The sequence below is a fragment of the Natrinema thermotolerans genome, assembly GCF_031165565.1.
GTDB classification, from domain to species: domain Archaea; phylum Halobacteriota; class Halobacteria; order Halobacteriales; family Natrialbaceae; genus Natrinema; species Natrinema thermotolerans.
In genome coordinates this window covers 4237938-4257030 of sequence record NZ_CP101873.1, presented here as the reverse complement: position 1 = coordinate 4257030, position 19093 = coordinate 4237938, and the positions used below count along the sequence as shown (strand labels likewise).

The following is a 19093-nucleotide window of genomic DNA, read 5'->3' as shown; positions in this document are numbered from 1 at the left end:
GTCTGGCGAGCGGGATCGCCTTCCTCACTGGACTGTCGTCTGGTCACCTCGTTCGGCTTCGGCGTCACTGATAATCTTGTACACGTGCAGCGGAACGATGACGATACCCAGCAACAGGTAATTCAGCGTGAGGAAGTTGATCACTGCTAGCTTCGTCCGGCCGACGTAGTAGTACGCGGCCGGAGAGAGGACGAACGCTAACAGGATTGCCACGGGTGTGGACTTGTCTGCGAGTGGCTGTACCTGTCGGCTGTCGTCGTCAGCGGGGGACCTATTCGTCGCCATGGCTGTCAGAGGAATCGATCGAGCGGCGCCGATAGAGCGCGTATCCGAGTGCGGTCGTGACCGCAACGATGCTCGCTATCCTCGTTTTGCTCACCTCCATGTTCGAACAATGGGACGGGAATCAAATAGGCCCCGAGCCAGTGTCTCAGCCCGGGAAACACCGGTGGGTTTCGAAGCATCAGATTTGTTAGAACCCATGAGGAGGTGAAAATCCCTCACCTCCTTATTACAGGCTAAGAATGAAATTTATAGGCTGAACAGGTGCAATACCACGCCCTTCAGGCCGTGGATACGCGCCGTCACTCTGGGAAACGTCCCACCGTTCAAACGCCCGCCGTGAGTTTCCCACAGTGACGTTTAAGTGACAGACCGCCCTACTGAAGAGCAGGAATCGGTCGGAACGGAGCGGCTTCCGAACCGTCCTTCGGAGGCGGCCTGTCCGCCCACGTAACGAGGCAGTGTCCGGAAAGGGCAGTCGGTGAACGCACATTCCAGAAGAGTGTGTCCGTGCCGACTGCTCAAAGCGAGCATCACGATACCCCCGACTCTGCTGACGCCTGCCGGCGTCCCCGTGGCAAAAACAACACTGGGACGCCGTACACGGTTGAGGATAGGGGTAACGGCGGTTTGGCACCGCCAGCAGTCCACCAGTCCGACGTTGTGGGACTACCCGCGCCCGAAAGGACTGGTAGTCCGGTGACTGGACTGCAGACCTGAAACTCCCACCGCTCGGGATTCCTCCGCGTTCACGCGGAGGAGGATGTCAATGCTGAAAATGCGATTCAGTCTGTGGTGACTCTTCCTGGCTTCCGAGGAGCCAGTAAAGCGCCAACCCCAGTACAGCTTCGAGCGGCCCAATGAAAACTGCACCAAGAAGAAACAGAAAATACGCCGAGAGACCATGGTTGGAACGGCTGGTATCCATCTCGGTCTCGTATTCCGTTGATTCCACAAAAAGTTCTGCGCTCAGTTCGAAGACGGAGGTACCGAAAGGACGAGATCCGAGAATTGGACCAGAGTCGGACAAGAGCGCGTGAATCAGCGGTAAGTACAGGGAATACACCAATCACATCATACAGGATGAAAGCGAATTCACTCGGTTTCTTACAACAGCTATAATCCCATACAGAGCTAGTAGCCTACATAGTGAATTATTCAGAGTCGATCCAGAATCAGTATGACTGGTCGAATACCGCACCGAGTCAAGCAATTGTGGAGGCTATCGCAGCCATAGAAAACGTTGATCCAATCGCTCTCTCGGTAGAAAAGGGCTGGACCCTGCACGATACTGTCGATCCGGAAGCGCTTGATACACTCCTGAATGAGGGGAGTCTCGTCTCGGTTTCATTCACCATTGGTTCCTATAAGATCCAAATCGAGGGAAAGACCTTACAAATCTGCTTTAACTGAGATTTCCGGCACTAGCTTCACAATCAGTTCGCAGCCCTACGTAACGGCTATTTCATCGAGAACAGTGCCTAATAAATGGGTTTCAGCAGAGCCGAACGCTTGCGACCGCGCACGAGGAACGACGGTGACGGCAGACAGCGTCGCTGGGACAGAAACGGAACTGTTTCGGAGCGAGAGACACCGCAACTGGGTTCTTGCTTCCGTGGCCACAGGGACTGTCCATGGAGGCGTCGAACTACGATATCGAGGGGCTCGACCTCTCGGCCGACCAGTACACCGTCGAACAGAACCTGATACGGAACCAGTACACGGCCCTCGATGACCGCGGAAATACGGTCCTCGAGGGGAAGCAAAAGACGTTCGAACTCAAAGAGGAGTTCCCGTTCGTCGACGCGGACGGCGATGACGTGTTCACCGTGACGGCACAGCAGATCCGGGACTACGAGGGTCAGTACGTTCTCACGGACGCTCGGAGCGGCGAGGACGTCGTCGTTCTCGACCACGAGTACTCGCTCCTCGAGCAGATCATGGGAGCGACCTGGACGATCCGTGACCCCGAGACCGACGCCGAGCTGGCGGCGATCACGTCTCGGAAGTTCGTCGGTCTGTTCCGGACGGGGCTCTTAGGGAACCTGATCCCACACCACTACGAAATCACCGACGCCGACGGCGGCCACGTGGGTTCGATCTCGGGGCAGCTCTCGATGAAAGATCGGTACGACATCGAGATCGACGACGCCAGTTCCGTGCCGCGGGTCCCAGTCGTGGCCGCCGCGATGGTCATCGACGCGATCGAGGGGCACTGAGTTCGAACCATGGAACGGAACGACGCCTCGAGTGACGGCATTCGCCGCCGAGATCGCAGTCGGGAACGGACGCCTCGGGACGGCACCCACACCAGACGGGCGGCTCTCGCTGCGAGCGCAACGGCGCTACTGACGGCGGTAGCCGGCTGTACGACCGCAATGGACTTCATCGGAGACCGGTTGCTCGAACAGGTCAACGTGTTCAACGAAACCGACCGACGAGTCGCCGGTTCCATCGCCGTCGGCGACCCCGCCGGTGAAACGGTTCTCGACGAGACGTTCGACCTCGCTCCGTCGGAGTCGGAGAACGACAACGAAGGGTCGGCCTCCGGAGACGACGAACAGTCCGTCGCAGTGTACGACGACGTGTGGGGTGATGCCGGCTCGTACGAAGTGACCGTCGAACTGACTGACACCGAAATAGACGGACGATCGCGGGCGAGCGAAACGGTGACGATTAGCGATCCCGACGAGCAGTTACTCGGTGTCGCACTCGGTTCCGAGGAGGTCGGCGAACCGATCGGCTTCCGCGTCGGCGAGAGCCTCTCCGATCTGGCGTAACGCGAACCGCTATATAAAAGTATTCCTAGACTTACGGCTCGTGTTTAGTTTGTAGCATTCTTCCAGACGGCGAAGGCTTGAAGCCACGATTCTGCGGTTGATGGGGTAGCGTGGCTGAAACAGTTTGAGAACGAAGAGGTACGGCGTTTTATCTCCCTAAATAGACGTTCGACAGCATTCCGATTTCCGTGCTTTTCGTATCGAAATCGGAGTCCGTGTCGACGGAGTGCTGTCTGGAGATGCTGGGCGCCATCGACGAGAAACACGGCGTCTTCGACATCGTGTTTCTCCGTGAGTTCTTGCAGAAATCGTTCAGTCAACGCGGTCGTAGTCGTCGAGAACGGCCGCATATGGAGAATTCTGTTCGTTTCAGGGTCGACTGCAGCGTACAGCCAATACCGATGATCATCGAGTTGAATCACGGTCTCGTCGAGCGCAACGTGATTCGGAGTCGCGTCAGCTCTGGCTGTAGATCGGCTTTCTGTACCCACTCATGAACGGCCTTTCGCGATCGTTCGACCCGGATATTTCGAGTTCTTGAACTGTATTCGAAAGCGACAACCAAGCAAGGTGAAGTCGAATACCGAGTTCCAGTAGTTGACGCGGTGTCCGTTCTCGCTCCACAAAACTCAAATCGATCCAGTCGCTACACCCGCTGAGCGGGTCGATTTTTAGCATAGGCACCAGAAAATCGTGCCGCATCACTTTTCACGCTTAACTAAACACGGCCACTATCTCCGCGATTGAGCATTTCGCCTCTCGAGTAGCGACTTTCGGCAGCCAACGGAAGCGGAAGAGTGTTCCGTCCGTGGGGACGGAATTTCTGAGCGGGTGGCCGACCGCACTACGCGGCCCAAACAAGGAGTTGTGCAACAGGGTGTGGGTTCGATAACTCCCGGGAGAGGAGACGAAATACATTACCCTTCCAAGCGACTAGCTCGGCCGATATCACAGTCCGAACTGATCGACATGTATCAGGTTCCACGCTTTGGCAGTGCCGTGGCGTTGTTTCTCGCGGGAGTGTACTGTATCGGAACGTACATCTCGCGTGCCGTGATCGATGCCAGTGATGGCAGTCGGTGCCGGCGAGTACACCGATTACGTGGAGTCGCGGTCGTCGCGCTCGAGGACGTCCTGCTGGCGCACGAGGTGAGAAGACCGCGGATGCGACACTCGAAACGATCGTTCTACGGAGGAATCGACACACAACAAATCGCGGCAACGGCTACTAGTGACTAACGAATGTCCGACACCTCTCCGTCAGAACCCAGCTGTACACTCTGTGATCTCCCCGTCAGTGGGAGTGACATCGTAGCGGACGGCAATCGGTTCTGCTGTACTGGCTGTCGAGATGTCTACGTCACCCTCGGGGACGTCGACGACATCGACGCCGACGACGTCCGCCGCGCTCGAGACGATTCACAGTCCGATCGCGAGGTCCCGTCGGATCACGACGCGACGTTTCTAGAAGTCGACGGGATGCACTGTGCGACCTGCGAGGCGTTTATCGAATCGGCTGCGACGACGATCGACGGCGTCAGTGACGCCAGCTCGAGTTACGTGACCGACACGGTTCGAATCGATCACGATCCGGACCGCGTCTCGGCGGCCGACCTCCAAGAGGAGATCAGCGGACTCGGCTATAGCGCCTACGCCCGTGACGATACGTTCAGCCGTCGGAGAGCGAATAACTGGGAGATGGGGCGAATCGCAGTCGGCGTCCTCATGGGAATGTCCGTCATGTTGCAGTACCTCGTCATCATCTACCCGACGTACTTCGGCGGCCTGTTTTACGGCGATCGGGTCACGGAGTTTTTCGAAAGCGCGCTCGCGAGTTCCGTCGCCACGCCATTCTACGTCGTCATCGCGGCGCTCACGACGATCATCCTGGGCGTGACTGGCAAGCCGATCCTCCAGGGGGCGTACGTCAGCGTGAAAACGCGGTCGCCGAACATGGATCTCCTCGTCGCGATCGCGGCCGTGAGCGCGTACCTCTACAGTACGCTCTCGATCGTGTTCGGTGGCGAACACATCTACTACGACGTGACCGTCGCGATAATCGTTATCGTCACGGTCGGCAACTATTACGAATCGTCGATCAAGCAGGAGGCGACCGAGCGCCTCTCCGACCTGACCTCCATCCAGGTCAACGAAGCCCGTCGCGTTCGCGAAGACGGTGAGGCAGAAGCGGTCGCAGTCGAGGACCTCGAGGTCGATGATCGCGTGTTGGTCCGGTCCGGGGAACGAGTCCCCGTCGACGGGACGGTCGTCGACGGTGACGCAGCCGTCGACGAGGCGGTCGTCACCGGTGAGTCCCTTCCCGCTCGGAAGACCGCGGGCGATACCGTCGTCGGCGGCTCGATGGTGACGGACGGCGCGGTGACCGTCCGCGTCGGAGCGGAGGCGACGAGTAGCCTCGATCGGATCACCGAACTCGTCTGGGACCTGCAAAGCGGCTCTCATGGGATTCAGAAACTCGCGGACAAACTGGCGACGATCTTCGTGCCGGTCGTTCTCGCTCTCGCAGTCGTCGTTACGGGCGTGAACCTCCTTCTCGGGAACGGCGTTTCCGCCCTTCTAGTCGGGCTCACGGTGTTGATCGTTTCCTGTCCCTGTGCGCTCGGGCTGGCGACGCCGCTCGCAGTCGCCGCAGGGGTCCGCGACGCGTTGGAACGCTCGATCGTCGTCTTCGACGATAGCATCTTCGAGCGAATCCGCGACGCGGAGACCGTCATCTTCGACAAGACCGGCACACTGACGACGGGTGAAATGACCGTCACCGAGACCGACCTCGAGACGGCGTTGCTCGAGAAAGCGGCGCTTCTCGAGCAGCGCTCGTCACATCCGGTCGGTGAAGCGATCGCCGCCGTGCGACCGGTGCCCGACGGTGGATCGGTCGAGTCCGGGTCGGACGCCGATTCACCGGCCGATCGCGTCGATTCCTTCGACAGTTATCGGAACGGCGTCTCGGGTATTGTCGACGGGGACGAGATCATCGTCGGCCACCCGGACCTGTTCCGCGATCACGACTGGGACGTTCCCGCGAACATCACCGATCGAATTGCGAACAACCGTGAAACCGGACGAGTTCCGGTCGCTGTCGGTCGCAACGGGACTGCTGAAGGCGTCATCGTCGTCGGTGACAAACTGCGGGAGAACTGGGACGAGACGGTGGCATCTATTTCCGACGATGGGAAAGATGTAGTCGTCCTCACTGGCGACGATGCCCGGGCGGCACAGCAGTTTCGGGATCACGCTGCCGTCGACGACGTGTTTGCGGGCGTTCCGCCGGAAGGAAAGGCCGAGACCGTCACGCGATTCAACGAGACGGGACGGACGGTGATGGTCGGCGATGGAACCAACGACGCACCGGCGCTGGCCGCGGCCGATCTCGGCATTGCTCTAGGCGGCGGGACTGCGATGGCCGCTGACGCCGCGGACGTCGCCCTCGTCGATGACGACCTCGCGTCCGTCGGGACGGTTTTCGAACTCGCTCGAGCGACGAATCGCCGTGTGAAAGGCAATATCGCGTGGGCGTTTTGCTACAACGCCATCGCGATCCCGCTTGCCGTGCTCGGTCTGTTGAACCCGCTTTTTGCAGCGCTTGCGATGGGCGGGAGCAGTCTGCTGGTCGTCGTGAATTCGACTCGTCCACTACTGTCCGACGAGGATACCGCCTGAGTTCCGGATTACTCCCGTGTTACCGTTTAGTTATGGTCGCTGTAGCGGTCGTCCGGAACGTCCGCAACGGGGACTTCGATCTCGTTCGTTCGCATAAACGGCGGCGTCCACGGATCGTTGTACTGGAGCAACGCCGGCTCGCCGTCCGTCTCGAGATCTCGTCGTGTGAGTTCCTCACGGAGCCGCTCCCGTTCCCGACGGACGCGCTCGTCCGTCGCGTACCACGAGAACCGGCGGACTGCGACCGTCCGCGGCGGTTCGACGACGAGTCGAACGTCGGCATCGGTCGGCGTCGGCGCGGTTTCGGACGTGTACGTCTGCGGGAGGTAGAACGCCATCGTCACGTCACCCCCGTCGGACCCCGTTCGCACGGGCGCGGTCATCGGAATCGCAGTACCGCGGACCGCCACCGGCGCGGTCATCGACAACTCCTCGCGGCGCGCGTTCGCGCCCGAGATGTAGCGAAAGAGACGTCCAAACGCCGTCCGCGCATCCCCTGCCGTCGTTTCGGCAAGAACCGTCCTGGGATAGCGACGGATCTCAACGCCGTCGAAGCGGCCCAGCGTTTCCGACGGGACGCGTTCGGTCGTTCGATCGACGTACACGCCCCACCCGATCCACAAGACGAGCAGGCCGCCGATACCGAGTAGCGCCTTTCGTGCCGATCGCATAGGACCCGTACACCGTACCGGTCAATAGTCCCATGGGGTAGCTTCGAGGTATTTCACATCGGTCGTCGATCGCGCCGACCGTCTCGACGTGACGCCGTGTACCCGATGCGGGACGACGACGGTTCGCTCGGATATACAATCCTCGAGACGATCGTCCGAGGAGGTCACTGCCGTTGGCGGTGGCTTCCCAACTACCGGACTCGTCACTCGAGTTACCGAACCTATCGGCAACCCGATGCGCATCGATAGACTCGTACGGATCGCTACCGTCTCGGACGAGCCGACTTCGGTTTCGGAGAGGTGACTCACAGCGTCCGACGAGGGGGAAGTGAGTGTTTGGGAAGCCGAGGGGCCCCTCGCTCCCTTACCGCCGCTCTTCCGCCCTTCGAACCCGGGTGATGGGTATATACCGAAAGGACGACTCCGTTCGGTATGGCCGATCGAATCCTCGTCCCATACGACGGATCACCACGGGCAACAGACGCACTCGAGTTGGCCTTCGACGAGTTTCCGGAGGCAACGGTCATAGCGCTGTATGTCATCGAAGTCCCGAACGGACGCTGGGCACAAATCGTCGGTCCCGAACTGCAACTACCCGTTACTGAGCGAGCGCAGGAATACGCGGATGACGTCCTTGAGTCCGCGACTGAAATCGCAACCGAGCGCGGTCGCGGTCTCGAAACGAACGTCGTCACGGGTGAGCCCGATCACCGTATCGTCGCACAGGCCGAAGGAGAATCGGTCGACCTGATAGTCATCGGAAGCCACAGTCAGGAGAGACTGTCGCGCATCCTGCTCGGAAGCATCGCGGAGAGGGTCGCTCGCCGATCACCGGTGCCCGTTCTCATAGCACGATAGCTGCCGAATCGTCTGCCTGTTCTAAAATTGCACTATATTGTATAGAATGCGAAAGTCACATATGAGGGAATCCCGACATCTACTTTGAGTGCGGGACGAGAGGAGGCGAAGACACCGCACTCTGTCAGAGGCATACCCACGTTCGGTCCGAGATCACACGCTCCGGCGGTCCGTGTCCCGGATTGGGTCCACCAGTATCCGAGCCCCTCGTGACGAAGCCACCGCTCCAAGTACTACCTTCGTGGCGTGACGCAGTGAACCGCCTCGGGGTCAAGCCCCGAGGCTTCTTCCCGTGGTTTAATCAGATACTTCCACCTGACCATCGGCAGGGTAGCCTCGAACGGTCGGGTGGGTCACGGTCGGGCTGTCCACAAGCCCCGATGCCTGCCGTCGCACCTTCCGAACAACGGGAAGGCTGTTGAGAGCAGGCACATTCCAATCCATATACTTCTCGATGCCTTTCACGGCGATATTGACGCTTGCACTACGGTCGCTGTGGTCTTGATGATCACAAGACTTGCACTTGAATCGCTTCTTCCGCCGATTCGCCCGTTCAGCGTGCCCACACAACGGGCACCGTTGGCTCGTCTTGTACGGGTCAATCGATTCCGAGGGGATTCCCTCGAACGCAGCCTTGTACGACGTATAGAACTGGAGAGCGCGGAACGGGAGGTAGTGCAAGCGTCGGTTCATCCGCGTGCCGTAGTCGATACTGTCGCGCATCTCTTTGAGGTCTTCAAAGACGATGCACGGCTTCTCAAACTGCTGACTCCACTCCACGATATGACGGCTCACTTTGTGGAGTCGGTCGCGGACGAACCGTTCCTCACGCCCTTCCAGCGTGTCGTGGATGCTGCTCTTCCCCGCGTTCTGCACGCGCTTCCGCATCGTGAAATAGCGGTGGCGCTCGAACTTGATTTCGGGGAAGTCGATAACCAACGTATCCTCGACGCCATCCTCGGAAAGTGAAGTGAGAGCTATGTTGTCCTCGTTCACATCGACGCCGATAACCGTCCGAGAGTCCTGCTTGTCTCGCACAGTACGTTCGGTGTTGCGAATATTGACGTGAAGTTCAGGTTCTCCCCCGCGCCACAGGGCTTCACTGGTCGTGACTTTCCACTCATCGCTCGTCAGTGCGTTCTTGAGCAAATCAAGGTGGGCGTCACTACCTTTGAGGATGCCTTTGACGTGGTTGTAGGGTTTCGCGCTGATGCGAAACGCCACTTCACCATCATCGGTGAGCGACAGGTTGTAGCCTTCTTCGTAGTTGGCTCGAAGTGGGTACGCGCCATCTTTGGTGTGGCTGGGAATGTTGTAGTCGTCGTAGTCGTAGTAATTCTCCATCGCTTCCAAGGCTTTGGCGACGATGCGTTGAGTTGTGTTCTTGATGAGGTCGGCCTCGTCTTCGAGGCGAGGAGAAATATCGTCCCAGTCCACACCTTCTTTGGCAAGGCGGATGGTTTCATTGTACACCCAGCGGGCTTCGAGGGTGGCGTCTTTGAGCAGACTCTCGTTGTCACTCTGGATGTCGAGTTGGAAATCCAGAGTCTTCACGAGAGTCGGCTCTTCGGTTGTCATTCTTCGACTTGTTCGGTGGGTTCTGAGGTACGAACGACTTTCACGTCTGCGCCACGCCAGCGTTTTGGGACGGTGACGTGGGCGCTGTTCCCGAACGGTTTGACCTCTCCGTCGAGAACTTCTTCGCCGTCGATTTCAAATCGATTCGTCATACCTGAGTATATCCATTAGATATACCTAAGTGTGTCGGTGTGGTATGTCCAATATCGGGGAGAAACGGTCAAATCACACGGTGTACAACGTCAACTATCACTTCGTGTGGTGTCCGAAGTACCGCCACGCGATACTGGAGCCAATTGAGGATTCGTTGGACGAGTGTTTCCAGAAGGTATGTGATGAGTACGGCTATGACCTACAATCGTTGCATATATCTCCTGACCACGTACACGTGTTCCTGTCCACGCATCCGAAACACGCACCGAGCAAGATTGTGCGAACGGTCAAGAGCATCACAGCGCGAGAGATGTGGGAGCAACACGAACCGTTTCTGGAACAGTATTTGTGGGGTGGTGGGTTTTGGGAAGAGTCGTACTACGTTGGGACGGCAGGCACAGTGTCGAGCGAGACGATTGAACAGTATATTGAGCGAACGGAACACGTTTAGCTGAGCTTACGCCTTCACCCTCGGGGTCAAGCCCCGAGGCACTCGGCCTGTCTTTTGTGTAGAACTTCCGTCATGGTTTGGCCCACCAGTACACGAGTAGCCAAACGACCATGCTGGCAACCATGGTGGACAGCATCATGAGGGCAACGATGGCAAGCATCGTCGCAACCGGATCAGTGGGCAAGCAAGGCGATATCCCGGATGAAGAAGAGGCAAATCCCAGAAATACTACCGTATTGGTCCGATTCCATACCGTGTGTGTACTCGTGACATGACTATCAAAGAGCGAGGGAACCACTGCTACTCCAGTTCCGAAATCATGTCGAAACTGTGATTAGATTGGTAATCGACTGGCCGAGATCGGTGTTCGTCCCACACAGTCGATTTTTCTCTGCATTCTCGTTGGTCCGGGAACTGTTCTTCCGCTGGTAGATCTGCTATTGCATGCGATGGATGGTGGGGAACCCCGTTCGTCGACTTTTTCCTCAGTGAATCAACCAGTAACCTCATAGGAGCTAATTTAAATTTAGTTGATGATAGGGGATTTCATTGCCGCTCATTCGTACCGATCCGCATGTCTAGATAATGATTACCAAGGGGGAGACAGTCATTGAGTCGTGTTATCTCTCTCCCCGCAAATCGTTTAGTTGAGCCGCTTATAGAGACTACATCGACTTTGAAGCAATGACATACTATGCAATGATAACATGACAAAGACAGAAGACGTGCTGTTGTTCGGTGTGCTTGCACTCGTCTGGGGAACGGCGTTCACAGCGATCGAGGTCGGACTCGAAACGCTCCCACCGCTTCTCTTCGCAGCGGCCCGACTAGATATTGCTGCGGTCATTTTTGTCGGCGCGGTGCTACTCGGCCGGCTTCGGTGGCGTCCCCGGACGAAAGCCGACCTCGCTCTTATCCTCTCGAACGGCATCCTCGTCATCGGAGCGCACTTCGCGTTCTCGTTCATCGGCCAGAGCTACGTCACGAGCGGTGTCGCTGCGATCGTCCTCAGTTTCACACCGATTATCACGCCGATCATCGCCATTCGAGTCCTCTCGACGGAACGGATCTACGTCACGGATGTCGTCGGGCTCTGTGCTGGACTCGCCGGCGTAATCTCGATTGCAATTGCCGGTGGGTCCGTTGATGGACAGCTCCTCGGCATCGGGCTTCTCTTGGCGTCCGCAGTCGTCTTCGCGCTCGGCTCCGTCCTGACCGAACGCTGGTCGGCGGACCTCCCAACGATGGCACTCCATGCGTGGGCGATGGGTACCGGTGCAGTGTTCCTCCACGTGACGGCGTACGCTTATTCTGGAGCAACGCTCCGAAACGTAACGTGGACGCCGTCGGCAGCCGCTGCGCTCACATACCTCGGGGTCTTCGCGACAGCGGGCGGCTTCCTCCTGTATTTCACGTTGCTAGAGAGAACCGGCGCAACGAACATTAGCCTCATCAACTACGCAACACCGATCGTCGCGACGGTCTTCGGCGCAGCCCTGCTCGGGGAGGGAATCACGATGGCGACCGTCGCCGGATTCGCGCTCATCGTCGTCGGATTCGCGCTTTGTAATATCCGGCCGCTCTGGCGGCTGACCCGGGCCACTTCGAACACGGCTGACCACGATCGGTTGCTCGAACGCGATGAAGTCCGTATCCAAGGGAACGTGTACAAGACGGAAACCGACTCCCAGACCTCACTGCAACCAGGCGATTGACTGCCGCTCGGTCGTCCGCTCGAGACACGCTGCACTCACGAAATAGATAAAAAGCAGCACTCGGGGCCGGCGTCAGGACATATATATAGCAGTCGGATAATGTTGACTCAGATACGATGGTTATGCTGCTAACTGTCGTCGGTATCGGTGTCGCGATATTCGTCGGGTTCAACATCGGAGGGTCATCAACGGGCGTGGCGTTCGGTCCGGCAGTGGGCTCGCGCTTGGTCCGAAAGACGACCGCTGGCGCGTTGTTCGTCGCCTTCGGCTTTATCGGTGCGTGGACCGTCGGTCGGAACGTCATCGCGACGATGAGTAGCAGTATCGTGCCGGCAACCCAGTTCACGCCCGCTGCAAGCGTCGCCGTCCTGTTTTTCACGGGCGCGTCGTTGTTCGTGTCCAATCTCTATGGGGTTCCAGCTTCGACCTCGATGACGGCTGTCGGGGCGATCGTCGGATTGGGTCTCGCATCCGACACTCTCAATCGGGCGCTGATGTTCGTTATCGTCTCGGCGTGGATCGTCGCACCCCTGTCGTGTTTCCTCATCGGGGCCGTAGTCGGACGCTACATCTACCCGTATCTCGACCGTTACATCGCGTTTACGAAATTCGATCTCCATTTCGTCCAGCTTGACCGGTCGGGGACAGTTCCACGTCCGTATTTAAATAAGAACGCATCACCACAGGACATCGTCGGGTCACTCTCGGTGGTCGTCATCGCCTGTTATATGGCGTTCTCGGCGGGGGCGTCGAACGCGGCGAACGCAGTGGCTCCCCTCGTCGGTTCGGGGGGATCGCTCACTGTCAATCAGGGCGTCCTGCTTGCGGTGGCAGCCTTCGGGTTGGGCAGTTTTACTATCGCCCGTCGCACGCTGGAGACGGTCGGGGACGATATTACGGAACTACCGATCCTCGCATCGCTGATCGTTTCCGTCGTCGGTGGGACAGTGATCACGATTCTCTCCTATTTCGGGATTCCCGCGAGTCTCGCGGTGAGTACGACATCGACGATTATTGGGCTCGGATGGGGTCGAGCGAGTCGGGCGGCGACACTGGTGGAGTTGGCAATCCCAACACCCGAGCGGCCGGAAGTAGACGTCGCAACAGGGGCATTGGTCACCTCCCGCGCCGAGGAGGCTCCTGCTGGCCCGACCATCGGGGACATCGCTCGCCAGGAGAAGCCGGCAGAGAAACCAGCGGACGTCCCAGACGTACCGGATGTCGGCGCGGAAGGACCGGCTGATCTCGACGAGCGGAGCCTCTTCGATCCGAGCGCGGCCAAGCGCATCGTCACGATGTGGGTGTTGACGCCGGCACTGGCGATTGCCACCTCGTACCCGGTGTTCGTGTTCCTGCTGTGAGTGGCATTCACCGAGACACCGTCCTCCACATGCAACGGAGCCGGTTCCAGTGGGGGTGTCGAACGAGTAGGCACTTGGACTCTAGGTCAGTTCGTCGCTAGCCGCAACGGTGATTTCACCGGTACGGCCCAGTGCCTTGACCGTCCCGTCGATTGTGATATCAGCCGCCGTTACGTTAGCCCCAGTCCGGCCCTCAGTCGAATCGGATCTCCTTGAGGATATGTCCTATAGTCCTCGGAGACCGACCGGGCCGCCGACGTCATCGTCCCTAGTTGAATTGAGGCGCTGTATTCCCTCCCTGCTCGCACCTCCCGTTCGGTCGGCGCTCGCTGAGGAAGGAGGCTTAGCGCCTCAATTCAGCTAAAGTCGTCGCTTCGACCCCACAAGGGTCCGTCTGAAACAAGGCTCTCATGGACCGGCACGAACCGGAGGTCGAGCTTCGACCCCACAAGGGTCCGTCTGAAACTGTCTTCGAGCGGGATCAGTCGTGGGTGTCGCGAGTGCTTCGACCCCACAAGGGTCCGTCTGAAACCAGGGCAAGACTTCCAGCAGCGGCGCGCCGAAGAAGGCGCTTCGACCCCACAAGGGTCCGTCTGAAACCCGAACTCGGCGCTGTGCGGGCCGTCCGCGACGCGCTTCGACCCCACAAGGGTCCGTCTGAAACTCGTCGTCGTCAGTGTCTTCGTCACGGTTCGGGTCGCTTCGACCCCACAAGGGTCCGTCTGAAACTATTCGGACTACCTCGACCGGCTGCGGACCCAAGGCTTCGACCCCACAAGGGTCCGTCTGAAACGCTGTGACAACTGCGACACGGTCCGCGACGAGGCTTCGACCCCACAAGGGTCCGTCTGAAACGAGATCGAGGATTGGCTCCTCCATTCGGAGCAGTGGCTTCGACCCCACAAGGGTCCGTCTGAAACCGTCGAGGTATGGGATCATGTTAACGCCATCGTGGTAGCTTCGACCCCACAAGGGTCCGTCTGAAACCGTCGAGGTATGGGATCATGTTAACGCCATCGTGGTAGCTTCGACCCCACAAGGGTCCGTCTGAAACACCGAGCCCGTCCAGAACGCGGTCTCGGATCTGTGGCTTCGACCCCACAAGGGTCCGTCTGAAACGATCGCCAGGACAACGAGGACGACGATCGTGTCCTGCTTCGACCCCACAAGGGTCCGTCTGAAACGCGAGCGATCCGGCGCCCGAGCGGACCAAGGAGGCTTCGACCCCACAAGGGTCCGTCTGAAACGCGGAGCCGGCCCCGAGGCCGATCGCCGCGATCGCGCTTCGACCCCACAAGGGTCCGTCTGAAACGCGGTCGCCCATGTCGAGCCAGTCGAGCGCATCGAGGCTTCGACCCCACAAGGGTCCGTCTGAAACTGGCCGTGATCCGTCTTGAGCCCGACCAAGCCCGGCTTCGACCCCACAAGGGTCCGTCTGAAACTACCAATCAGGACGATTCCTTCGGGTTCGACTACGCGCTTCGACCCCACAAGGGTCCGTCTGAAACCCGGATAACTGTTCTTCGAACTGCTGCTGTTGGTCTTGCTTCGACCCCACAAGGGTCCGTCTGAAACTGGATGCTTTCGACGGCCGACATGGGCGTCTGGACGCTTCGACCCCACAAGGGTCCGTCTGAAACTGGCCCCGACGACCAAACCCGGGCTTCTCGGGTGGGCTTCGACCCCACAAGGGTCCGTCTGAAACACGACCACGTCGAGGGCGACAAGATCATCGCCAACGGGCTTCGACCCCACAAGGGTCCGTCTGAAACCGACGCGATCGTTTCAGTGTCCTGAACGTAGTTACCGCTTCGACCCCACAAGGGTCCGTCTGAAACCGGCGACTCGGCGTTCGAGGACCCCCTAATCGAGCTTCGACCCCACAAGGGTCCGTCTGAAACGCACCGTCGACGTGCATCCGCTGACGCTCGTCTGTGCTTCGACCCCACAAGGGTCCGTCTGAAACGAGCCTTCGACAGGAGGCACACGTTCGGTTCCACAAGGCTTCGACCCCACAAGGGTCCGTCTGAAACCGCGAATCTGGCAGGCATACCAGTCGGTGCCCTGGGGCTTCGACCCCACAAGGGTCCGTCTGAAACACGCTACGCAGAGCGGACTCTCGACGGCCTTCTCGGGCTTCGACCCCACAAGGGTCCGTCTGAAACCAGTCGCTGGTACTCGAGAGGTCGAGATCCGGGCCGCGCTTCGACCCCACAAGGGTCCGTCTGAAACCTATGCAGTAGATTCGGAAACGGGGAGTGAGGAATGGCTTCGACCCCACAAGGGTCCGTCTGAAACGGGCGTCGTCTTTGTCGAGTGCCGGCTCGGTGATGGCTTCGACCCCACAAGGGTCCGTCTGAAACCCCACTTCCTCTGACCACCTCGAGCGACAGGTCCGCTTCGACCCCACAAGGGTCCGTCTGAAACTGGGCGATATCAAGCCGAATCCAATCCTCTATAGCGAGCTTCGACCCCACAAGGGTCCGTCTGAAACTAGCGGGCCTAATACGGGGATACTGTCGGTCAGTGCTTCGACCCCACAAGGGTCCGTCTGAAACGGTGGTCGGATCTCCTGTTCTGTCCCGACTGTGGCGCTTCGACCCCACAAGGGTCCGTCTGAAACCGTCGTCGGTCGCCTCGACGCCGTCGACGCTCGTGCTTCGACCCCACAAGGGTCCGTCTGAAACAGTTCCAGGGCCCAACGTCGCGCCGCCCGATCTCCGCTTCGACCCCACAAGGGTCCGTCTGAAACGTGAGCGTCGTCCCTTCGCCGACGCCCTGCTCCTCGCTTCGACCCCACAAGGGTCCGTCTGAAACCCCTCGCGGACGCGACCGCGAGTGCCGGGCCTCCAGCTTCGACCCCACAAGGGTCCGTCTGAAACCCTCGTTGTTGAGACCGCCGGCGTCCTCGAGTTCAGCTTCGACCCCACAAGGGTCCGTCTGAAACCCGTCCGTCTGGACCGCCACCTGCACGGTGCCGTCCGCTTCGACCCCACAAGGGTCCGTCTGAAACCCGTCACTCATCGTGATCAGCCTCCGTGTCTACCGCTTCGACCCCACAAGGGTCCGTCTGAAACCACGAGCGCACCGCGATGCCAGGGGCGCATCAGAGCTTCGACCCCACAAGGGTCCGTCTGAAACTCGAGGTAGTCCGTCCCCTCGACGTCGATCGCCGGGCTTCGACCCCACAAGGGTCCGTCTGAAACTCACTGACGATCCACGACCTGGTTATGAGGCAGTAACGCTTCGACCCCACAAGGGTCCGTCTGAAACCGTCCTCGGGGAGGTCGTCCGTCCCGGTTGTCCCGGCTTCGACCCCACAAGGGTCCGTCTGAAACAGTGACCTATTAGGTCGCTATACGGCGGCTTATTAAGCTTCGACCCCACAAGGGTCCGTCTGAAACCTGCTACCACCGCCTCCTGAACCCGATCCAGGTGGGGCTTCGACCCCACAAGGGTCCGTCTGAAACGAAGCGGATGAACACGCCGCCGACACCTTCCGACGGCTTCGACCCCACAAGGGTCCGTCTGAAACTGTACTGCGTCACTGATCGAGCGTGACCTCGACCGCTTCGACCCCACAAGGGTCCGTCTGAAACTCCGCTGGCACGGGGGCGGCTCGCACCGGGACACGCTTCGACCCCACAAGGGTCCGTCTGAAACCCGAACTCGAGGAGTGGAAACCGACCATCGAGACGCTGCTTCGACCCCACAAGGGTCCGTCTGAAACCGCCCCGGCGATCGAGGAGACCAACGCCTACCTCCTGCTTCGACCCCACAAGGGTCCGTCTGAAACTGTTTTCCTGTGTTACGACGGTGGCGGTTATTGGTTCAGCTTCGACCCCACAAGGGTCCGTCTGAAACACGACGAGCGCGAGCTTCGGACCAACGGAGGTGCCGCTTCGACCCCACAAGGGTCCGTCTGAAACCGACAGCGCGGACAGGTCGTCGCTTCGCCGTCCTCGCTTCGACCCCACAAGGGTCCGTCTGAAACCGGTACTGTTCGGCGACGTCGTCGAGCGCTTTCCGGCTTCGACCCCACAAGGGTCCGTCTGAAACGCCGCGCTGCTCGAGACCCTCGAAGCAGCGGTCGCAGCTTCGACCCCACAAGGGTCCGTCTGAAACCCGAGGGCGTCGTGACAGTCCTCGCAGAGATTCAGGCTTCGACCCCACAAGGGTCCGTCTGAAACCATGGTCAATTAGACCACGTAAACAGCTCTATTGGCCGTTCACACTTCATCGTTTCCGTCGACCCTCGATAACCTCTGAACCCCCCGGGGTCGATGGAACAACCAGGGATGGTTAGAGGAACTGATCGTCGGCGGCAGGATCGTCACCGAAGACGGTTCTCTCAACCATCTTCTCAGAGGAAACGCGGTAGATGATCGTCGATTCACCGGGTTTGAGCATTTCGTCGACGCCGGATCGGATCTTTTCGAGGTCGCCCTCAGTCACGTCCCCCTCGAGTACAGAGTTTTGAACGTGTGTGAGATATCTCCGAAGGAACTTCAGCATCTTGTGAGTACGGTCGGCTTCCATGTCGTAGACCACGACGACATAGACCATACTCACCACCACCGTCGGAACGGGACATACTCCTCGCCGGTCAGGAGGTGTTTTTTCAGTTTGTACGCTTCAACACGGAGGAGATACTGGTAGCTCACCTTCTTTCCTAAATCTGGGTGATCGATCGTCTCGTCGAGAGTTTCCTCGTATGCTTTCGAGTAGGTTTTTCGGCCACCTTCGTTCAGGAGACAGGAATTCATGTCGGCTTCAAAGTCGTCGGTGGTTAGCTGGCCGCGGTTGACGAGTCTGAAGATGACTCGATCGGCGAGCAGCGGCTTGAACAGGTCGGCGATGTCCAGGGCCAGTGAGTATCGTCGTTCACCGGGTTCATGGAGGTAACTGACCGTCGGATCCAGCGCAGTCGCGCGGATCGCCGAGACGACGTTCGCGTAGACCAGCGAGTTGCCGAAGGAGATCAGGCTGTTGACCTCGTTATTCGGAGGATTGTACTGCCTGCCACCGAAGACAAATCCCTCGGGAAGGATCTCGTCGAAAGTCGAATAGTACGCTTTCCTGGCGCGCGCTTCAACGCCCATCGTCTCGTCGATCGTTCCCATCCCGTTGAGCGACGCCCGTGCATCCTCCAGTTCCTCCAGCACATGCTCGAAGTCGTATCCACGCCCGTCGTAGTAGGTGACGTTCGATCGCATGTTGTGGATGCTGCCGTCGACGAACGCCTTCGCAAGTTCAAGGCGGTGGCTCGGGTCGTCGTAGGCCCGGACCTGGTCGACGATCGTCTGGCCGGAGGTCTGGCCCCGCTTTGGCATGATTGAGCCGGCATAGTGGTCGTGCCAGCCGAAGACGTGGACTGCGACGCCTTCCTGATTGAGGAAGGAGACGAAACGAGTGTTGTACTCGATCTGTCCGTGGAGGAAGATCGCCTCGGCGTTCTCGACTGGGAGGTACTTCTTCTCGCCGTCGTCGGTGACGACACGCACCGTATCGTCCTGGCGTTCGATCCGTCCGTCGGAAAACACGTGGTAGTTGTCGTTCATGG

General features: G+C 59.2%; 14 protein-coding genes, 1 pseudogene and 1 CRISPR repeat array. Of the genes and pseudogenes, 8 read left to right on the top strand and 7 right to left on the bottom strand.

Translation table 11 applies throughout. The features are described from left to right. Positions 1 to 24: 24 nt before the first annotated feature. Complete coding sequence (locus NP511_RS21835) at positions 25 to 213, bottom strand: TM2 domain-containing protein (protein ID WP_233274389.1); 189 nt, start codon at positions 211 to 213, stop codon at positions 25 to 27. Between the two features lie 1218 nt (positions 214 to 1431). Here NP511_RS21835 and NP511_RS21830 point away from each other — a divergent pair. The 3 genes from NP511_RS21830 to NP511_RS21820 all read left to right on the top strand — a co-directional run bounded on the left by NP511_RS21830 (position 1432) and on the right by NP511_RS21820 (position 3062). Further along, positions 1432 to 1695, top strand: a complete 264-nt coding sequence (locus NP511_RS21830) for a HalOD1 output domain-containing protein (RefSeq protein ID WP_233274390.1) — start codon at positions 1432 to 1434, stop codon at positions 1693 to 1695. A 221-nt stretch (positions 1696 to 1916) separates the two neighbouring features. Beyond that, positions 1917 to 2501, top strand: coding sequence for an LURP-one-related family protein (locus NP511_RS21825; protein WP_049967059.1), 585 nt, complete (start codon positions 1917 to 1919; stop codon positions 2499 to 2501). A gap of 9 nt (positions 2502 to 2510) precedes the next feature. Further along, positions 2511 to 3062: a hypothetical protein gene (locus NP511_RS21820; protein WP_049967060.1), complete on the top strand. Its 552-nt coding sequence runs from the start codon at positions 2511 to 2513 to the stop codon at positions 3060 to 3062. A 44-nt stretch (positions 3063 to 3106) separates the two neighbouring features. Here NP511_RS21820 and NP511_RS21815 read toward each other — a convergent pair. Further along, a pseudogene (locus NP511_RS21815) lies at positions 3107 to 3740 on the bottom strand (IS6 family transposase). Between the two features lie 564 nt (positions 3741 to 4304). Between NP511_RS21815 and NP511_RS21810 the strand changes: the two are divergent. Beyond that, complete coding sequence (locus tag NP511_RS21810; protein WP_049967062.1) at positions 4305 to 6743, top strand: heavy metal translocating P-type ATPase; 2439 nt, start codon at positions 4305 to 4307, stop codon at positions 6741 to 6743. 26 nt (positions 6744 to 6769) lie between these two features. On the opposite strand, the gene NP511_RS21805 is transcribed toward NP511_RS21810, so the two are convergent. Beyond that, positions 6770 to 7414 (bottom strand): SOUL family heme-binding protein, encoded by a 645-nt coding sequence (locus tag NP511_RS21805; RefSeq protein ID WP_049967063.1) that lies wholly within the window; start codon positions 7412 to 7414, stop codon positions 6770 to 6772. A gap of 432 nt (positions 7415 to 7846) precedes the next feature. Here NP511_RS21805 and NP511_RS21800 point away from each other — a divergent pair, with 432 nt between their 5' ends. Then, positions 7847 to 8272 (top strand): universal stress protein, encoded by a 426-nt coding sequence (locus NP511_RS21800; protein WP_049967064.1) that lies wholly within the window; start codon positions 7847 to 7849, stop codon positions 8270 to 8272. A gap of 297 nt (positions 8273 to 8569) precedes the next feature. On the opposite strand, the gene NP511_RS21795 is transcribed toward NP511_RS21800, so the two are convergent. Further along, positions 8570 to 9850 carry an RNA-guided endonuclease TnpB family protein gene (locus NP511_RS21795; protein WP_049967065.1) on the bottom strand — a complete coding sequence of 427 codons (1281 nt, stop codon included), beginning with the start codon at positions 9848 to 9850 and terminating at the stop codon, positions 8570 to 8572. Further along, positions 9847 to 10002: a DUF2080 family transposase-associated protein gene (locus NP511_RS21790; protein WP_084158357.1), complete on the bottom strand. Its 156-nt coding sequence runs from the start codon at positions 10000 to 10002 to the stop codon at positions 9847 to 9849. Before NP511_RS21790 ends, NP511_RS21795 begins: the two co-directional genes overlap by 4 nt. A 53-nt stretch (positions 10003 to 10055) precedes the next feature. On the opposite strand from NP511_RS21790, the gene tnpA reads away from it, so the two are divergent. From tnpA to NP511_RS21775, 3 genes are all read left to right on the top strand, one after another. After that, positions 10056 to 10454 carry an IS200/IS605 family transposase gene (tnpA, locus tag NP511_RS21785; RefSeq protein WP_049967156.1) on the top strand — a complete coding sequence of 133 codons (399 nt, stop codon included), beginning with the start codon at positions 10056 to 10058 and terminating at the stop codon, positions 10452 to 10454. A gap of 707 nt (positions 10455 to 11161) precedes the next feature. Beyond that, positions 11162 to 12169, top strand: a complete 1008-nt coding sequence (locus NP511_RS21780) for a DMT family transporter (RefSeq protein WP_049967066.1) — start codon at positions 11162 to 11164, stop codon at positions 12167 to 12169. Positions 12170 to 12285: 116 nt separating this feature from the next. Then, positions 12286 to 13530, top strand: a complete 1245-nt coding sequence (locus NP511_RS21775; protein WP_049905436.1) for an inorganic phosphate transporter — start codon at positions 12286 to 12288, stop codon at positions 13528 to 13530. 371 nt (positions 13531 to 13901) lie between these two features. After that, a CRISPR array of direct repeats spans positions 13902 to 17720; the repeat unit is 30 nt; unit sequence GCTTCGACCCCACAAGGGTCCGTCTGAAAC. Positions 17721 to 17832: 112 nt separating this feature from the next. Here the strand turns inward: NP511_RS21775 and cas2 are convergent. Both cas2 and cas1b read right to left on the bottom strand, forming a co-directional pair. Then, on the bottom strand, positions 17833 to 18096 hold the full coding sequence (cas2, locus tag NP511_RS21770) for a CRISPR-associated endonuclease Cas2 (RefSeq protein WP_006648201.1): 264 nt from the start codon (positions 18094 to 18096) through the stop codon (positions 17833 to 17835). A 2-nt stretch (positions 18097 to 18098) separates the two neighbouring features. Continuing rightward, positions 18099 to 19091 carry a type I-B CRISPR-associated endonuclease Cas1b gene (gene cas1b / locus NP511_RS21765; RefSeq protein WP_006648202.1) on the bottom strand — a complete coding sequence of 331 codons (993 nt, stop codon included), beginning with the start codon at positions 19089 to 19091 and terminating at the stop codon, positions 18099 to 18101. Between the last annotated feature and the right edge of the window lie 2 nt (positions 19092 to 19093).

Excerpts from the sequence above, each read along its gene's own strand:
- cas2 (WP_006648201.1), bottom strand. The coding sequence starts at position 18,096 with ATGGTCTATGTCGTCGTGGTCTACGACATGGAAGCCGACCGTACTCAC.
- NP511_RS21800 (WP_049967064.1), top strand. The coding sequence starts at position 7,847 with ATGGCCGATCGAATCCTCGTCCCATACGACGGATCACCACGGGCAACA.
- NP511_RS21810 (WP_049967062.1), top strand. The coding sequence starts at position 4,305 with ATGTCCGACACCTCTCCGTCAGAACCCAGCTGTACACTCTGTGATCTC.
- NP511_RS21780 (WP_049967066.1), top strand. The coding sequence starts at position 11,162 with ATGACAAAGACAGAAGACGTGCTGTTGTTCGGTGTGCTTGCACTCGTC.
- NP511_RS21775 (WP_049905436.1), top strand. The coding sequence starts at position 12,286 with ATGGTTATGCTGCTAACTGTCGTCGGTATCGGTGTCGCGATATTCGTC.
- NP511_RS21790 (WP_084158357.1), bottom strand. The coding sequence starts at position 10,002 with ATGACGAATCGATTTGAAATCGACGGCGAAGAAGTTCTCGACGGAGAG.
- cas1b (WP_006648202.1), bottom strand. The coding sequence starts at position 19,091 with ATGAACGACAACTACCACGTGTTTTCCGACGGACGGATCGAACGCCAG.
- NP511_RS21820 (WP_049967060.1), top strand. The coding sequence starts at position 2,511 with ATGGAACGGAACGACGCCTCGAGTGACGGCATTCGCCGCCGAGATCGC.
- NP511_RS21795 (WP_049967065.1), bottom strand. The coding sequence starts at position 9,850 with ATGACAACCGAAGAGCCGACTCTCGTGAAGACTCTGGATTTCCAACTC.
- NP511_RS21825 (WP_049967059.1), top strand. The coding sequence starts at position 1,917 with ATGGAGGCGTCGAACTACGATATCGAGGGGCTCGACCTCTCGGCCGAC.
- NP511_RS21805 (WP_049967063.1), bottom strand. The coding sequence starts at position 7,414 with ATGCGATCGGCACGAAAGGCGCTACTCGGTATCGGCGGCCTGCTCGTC.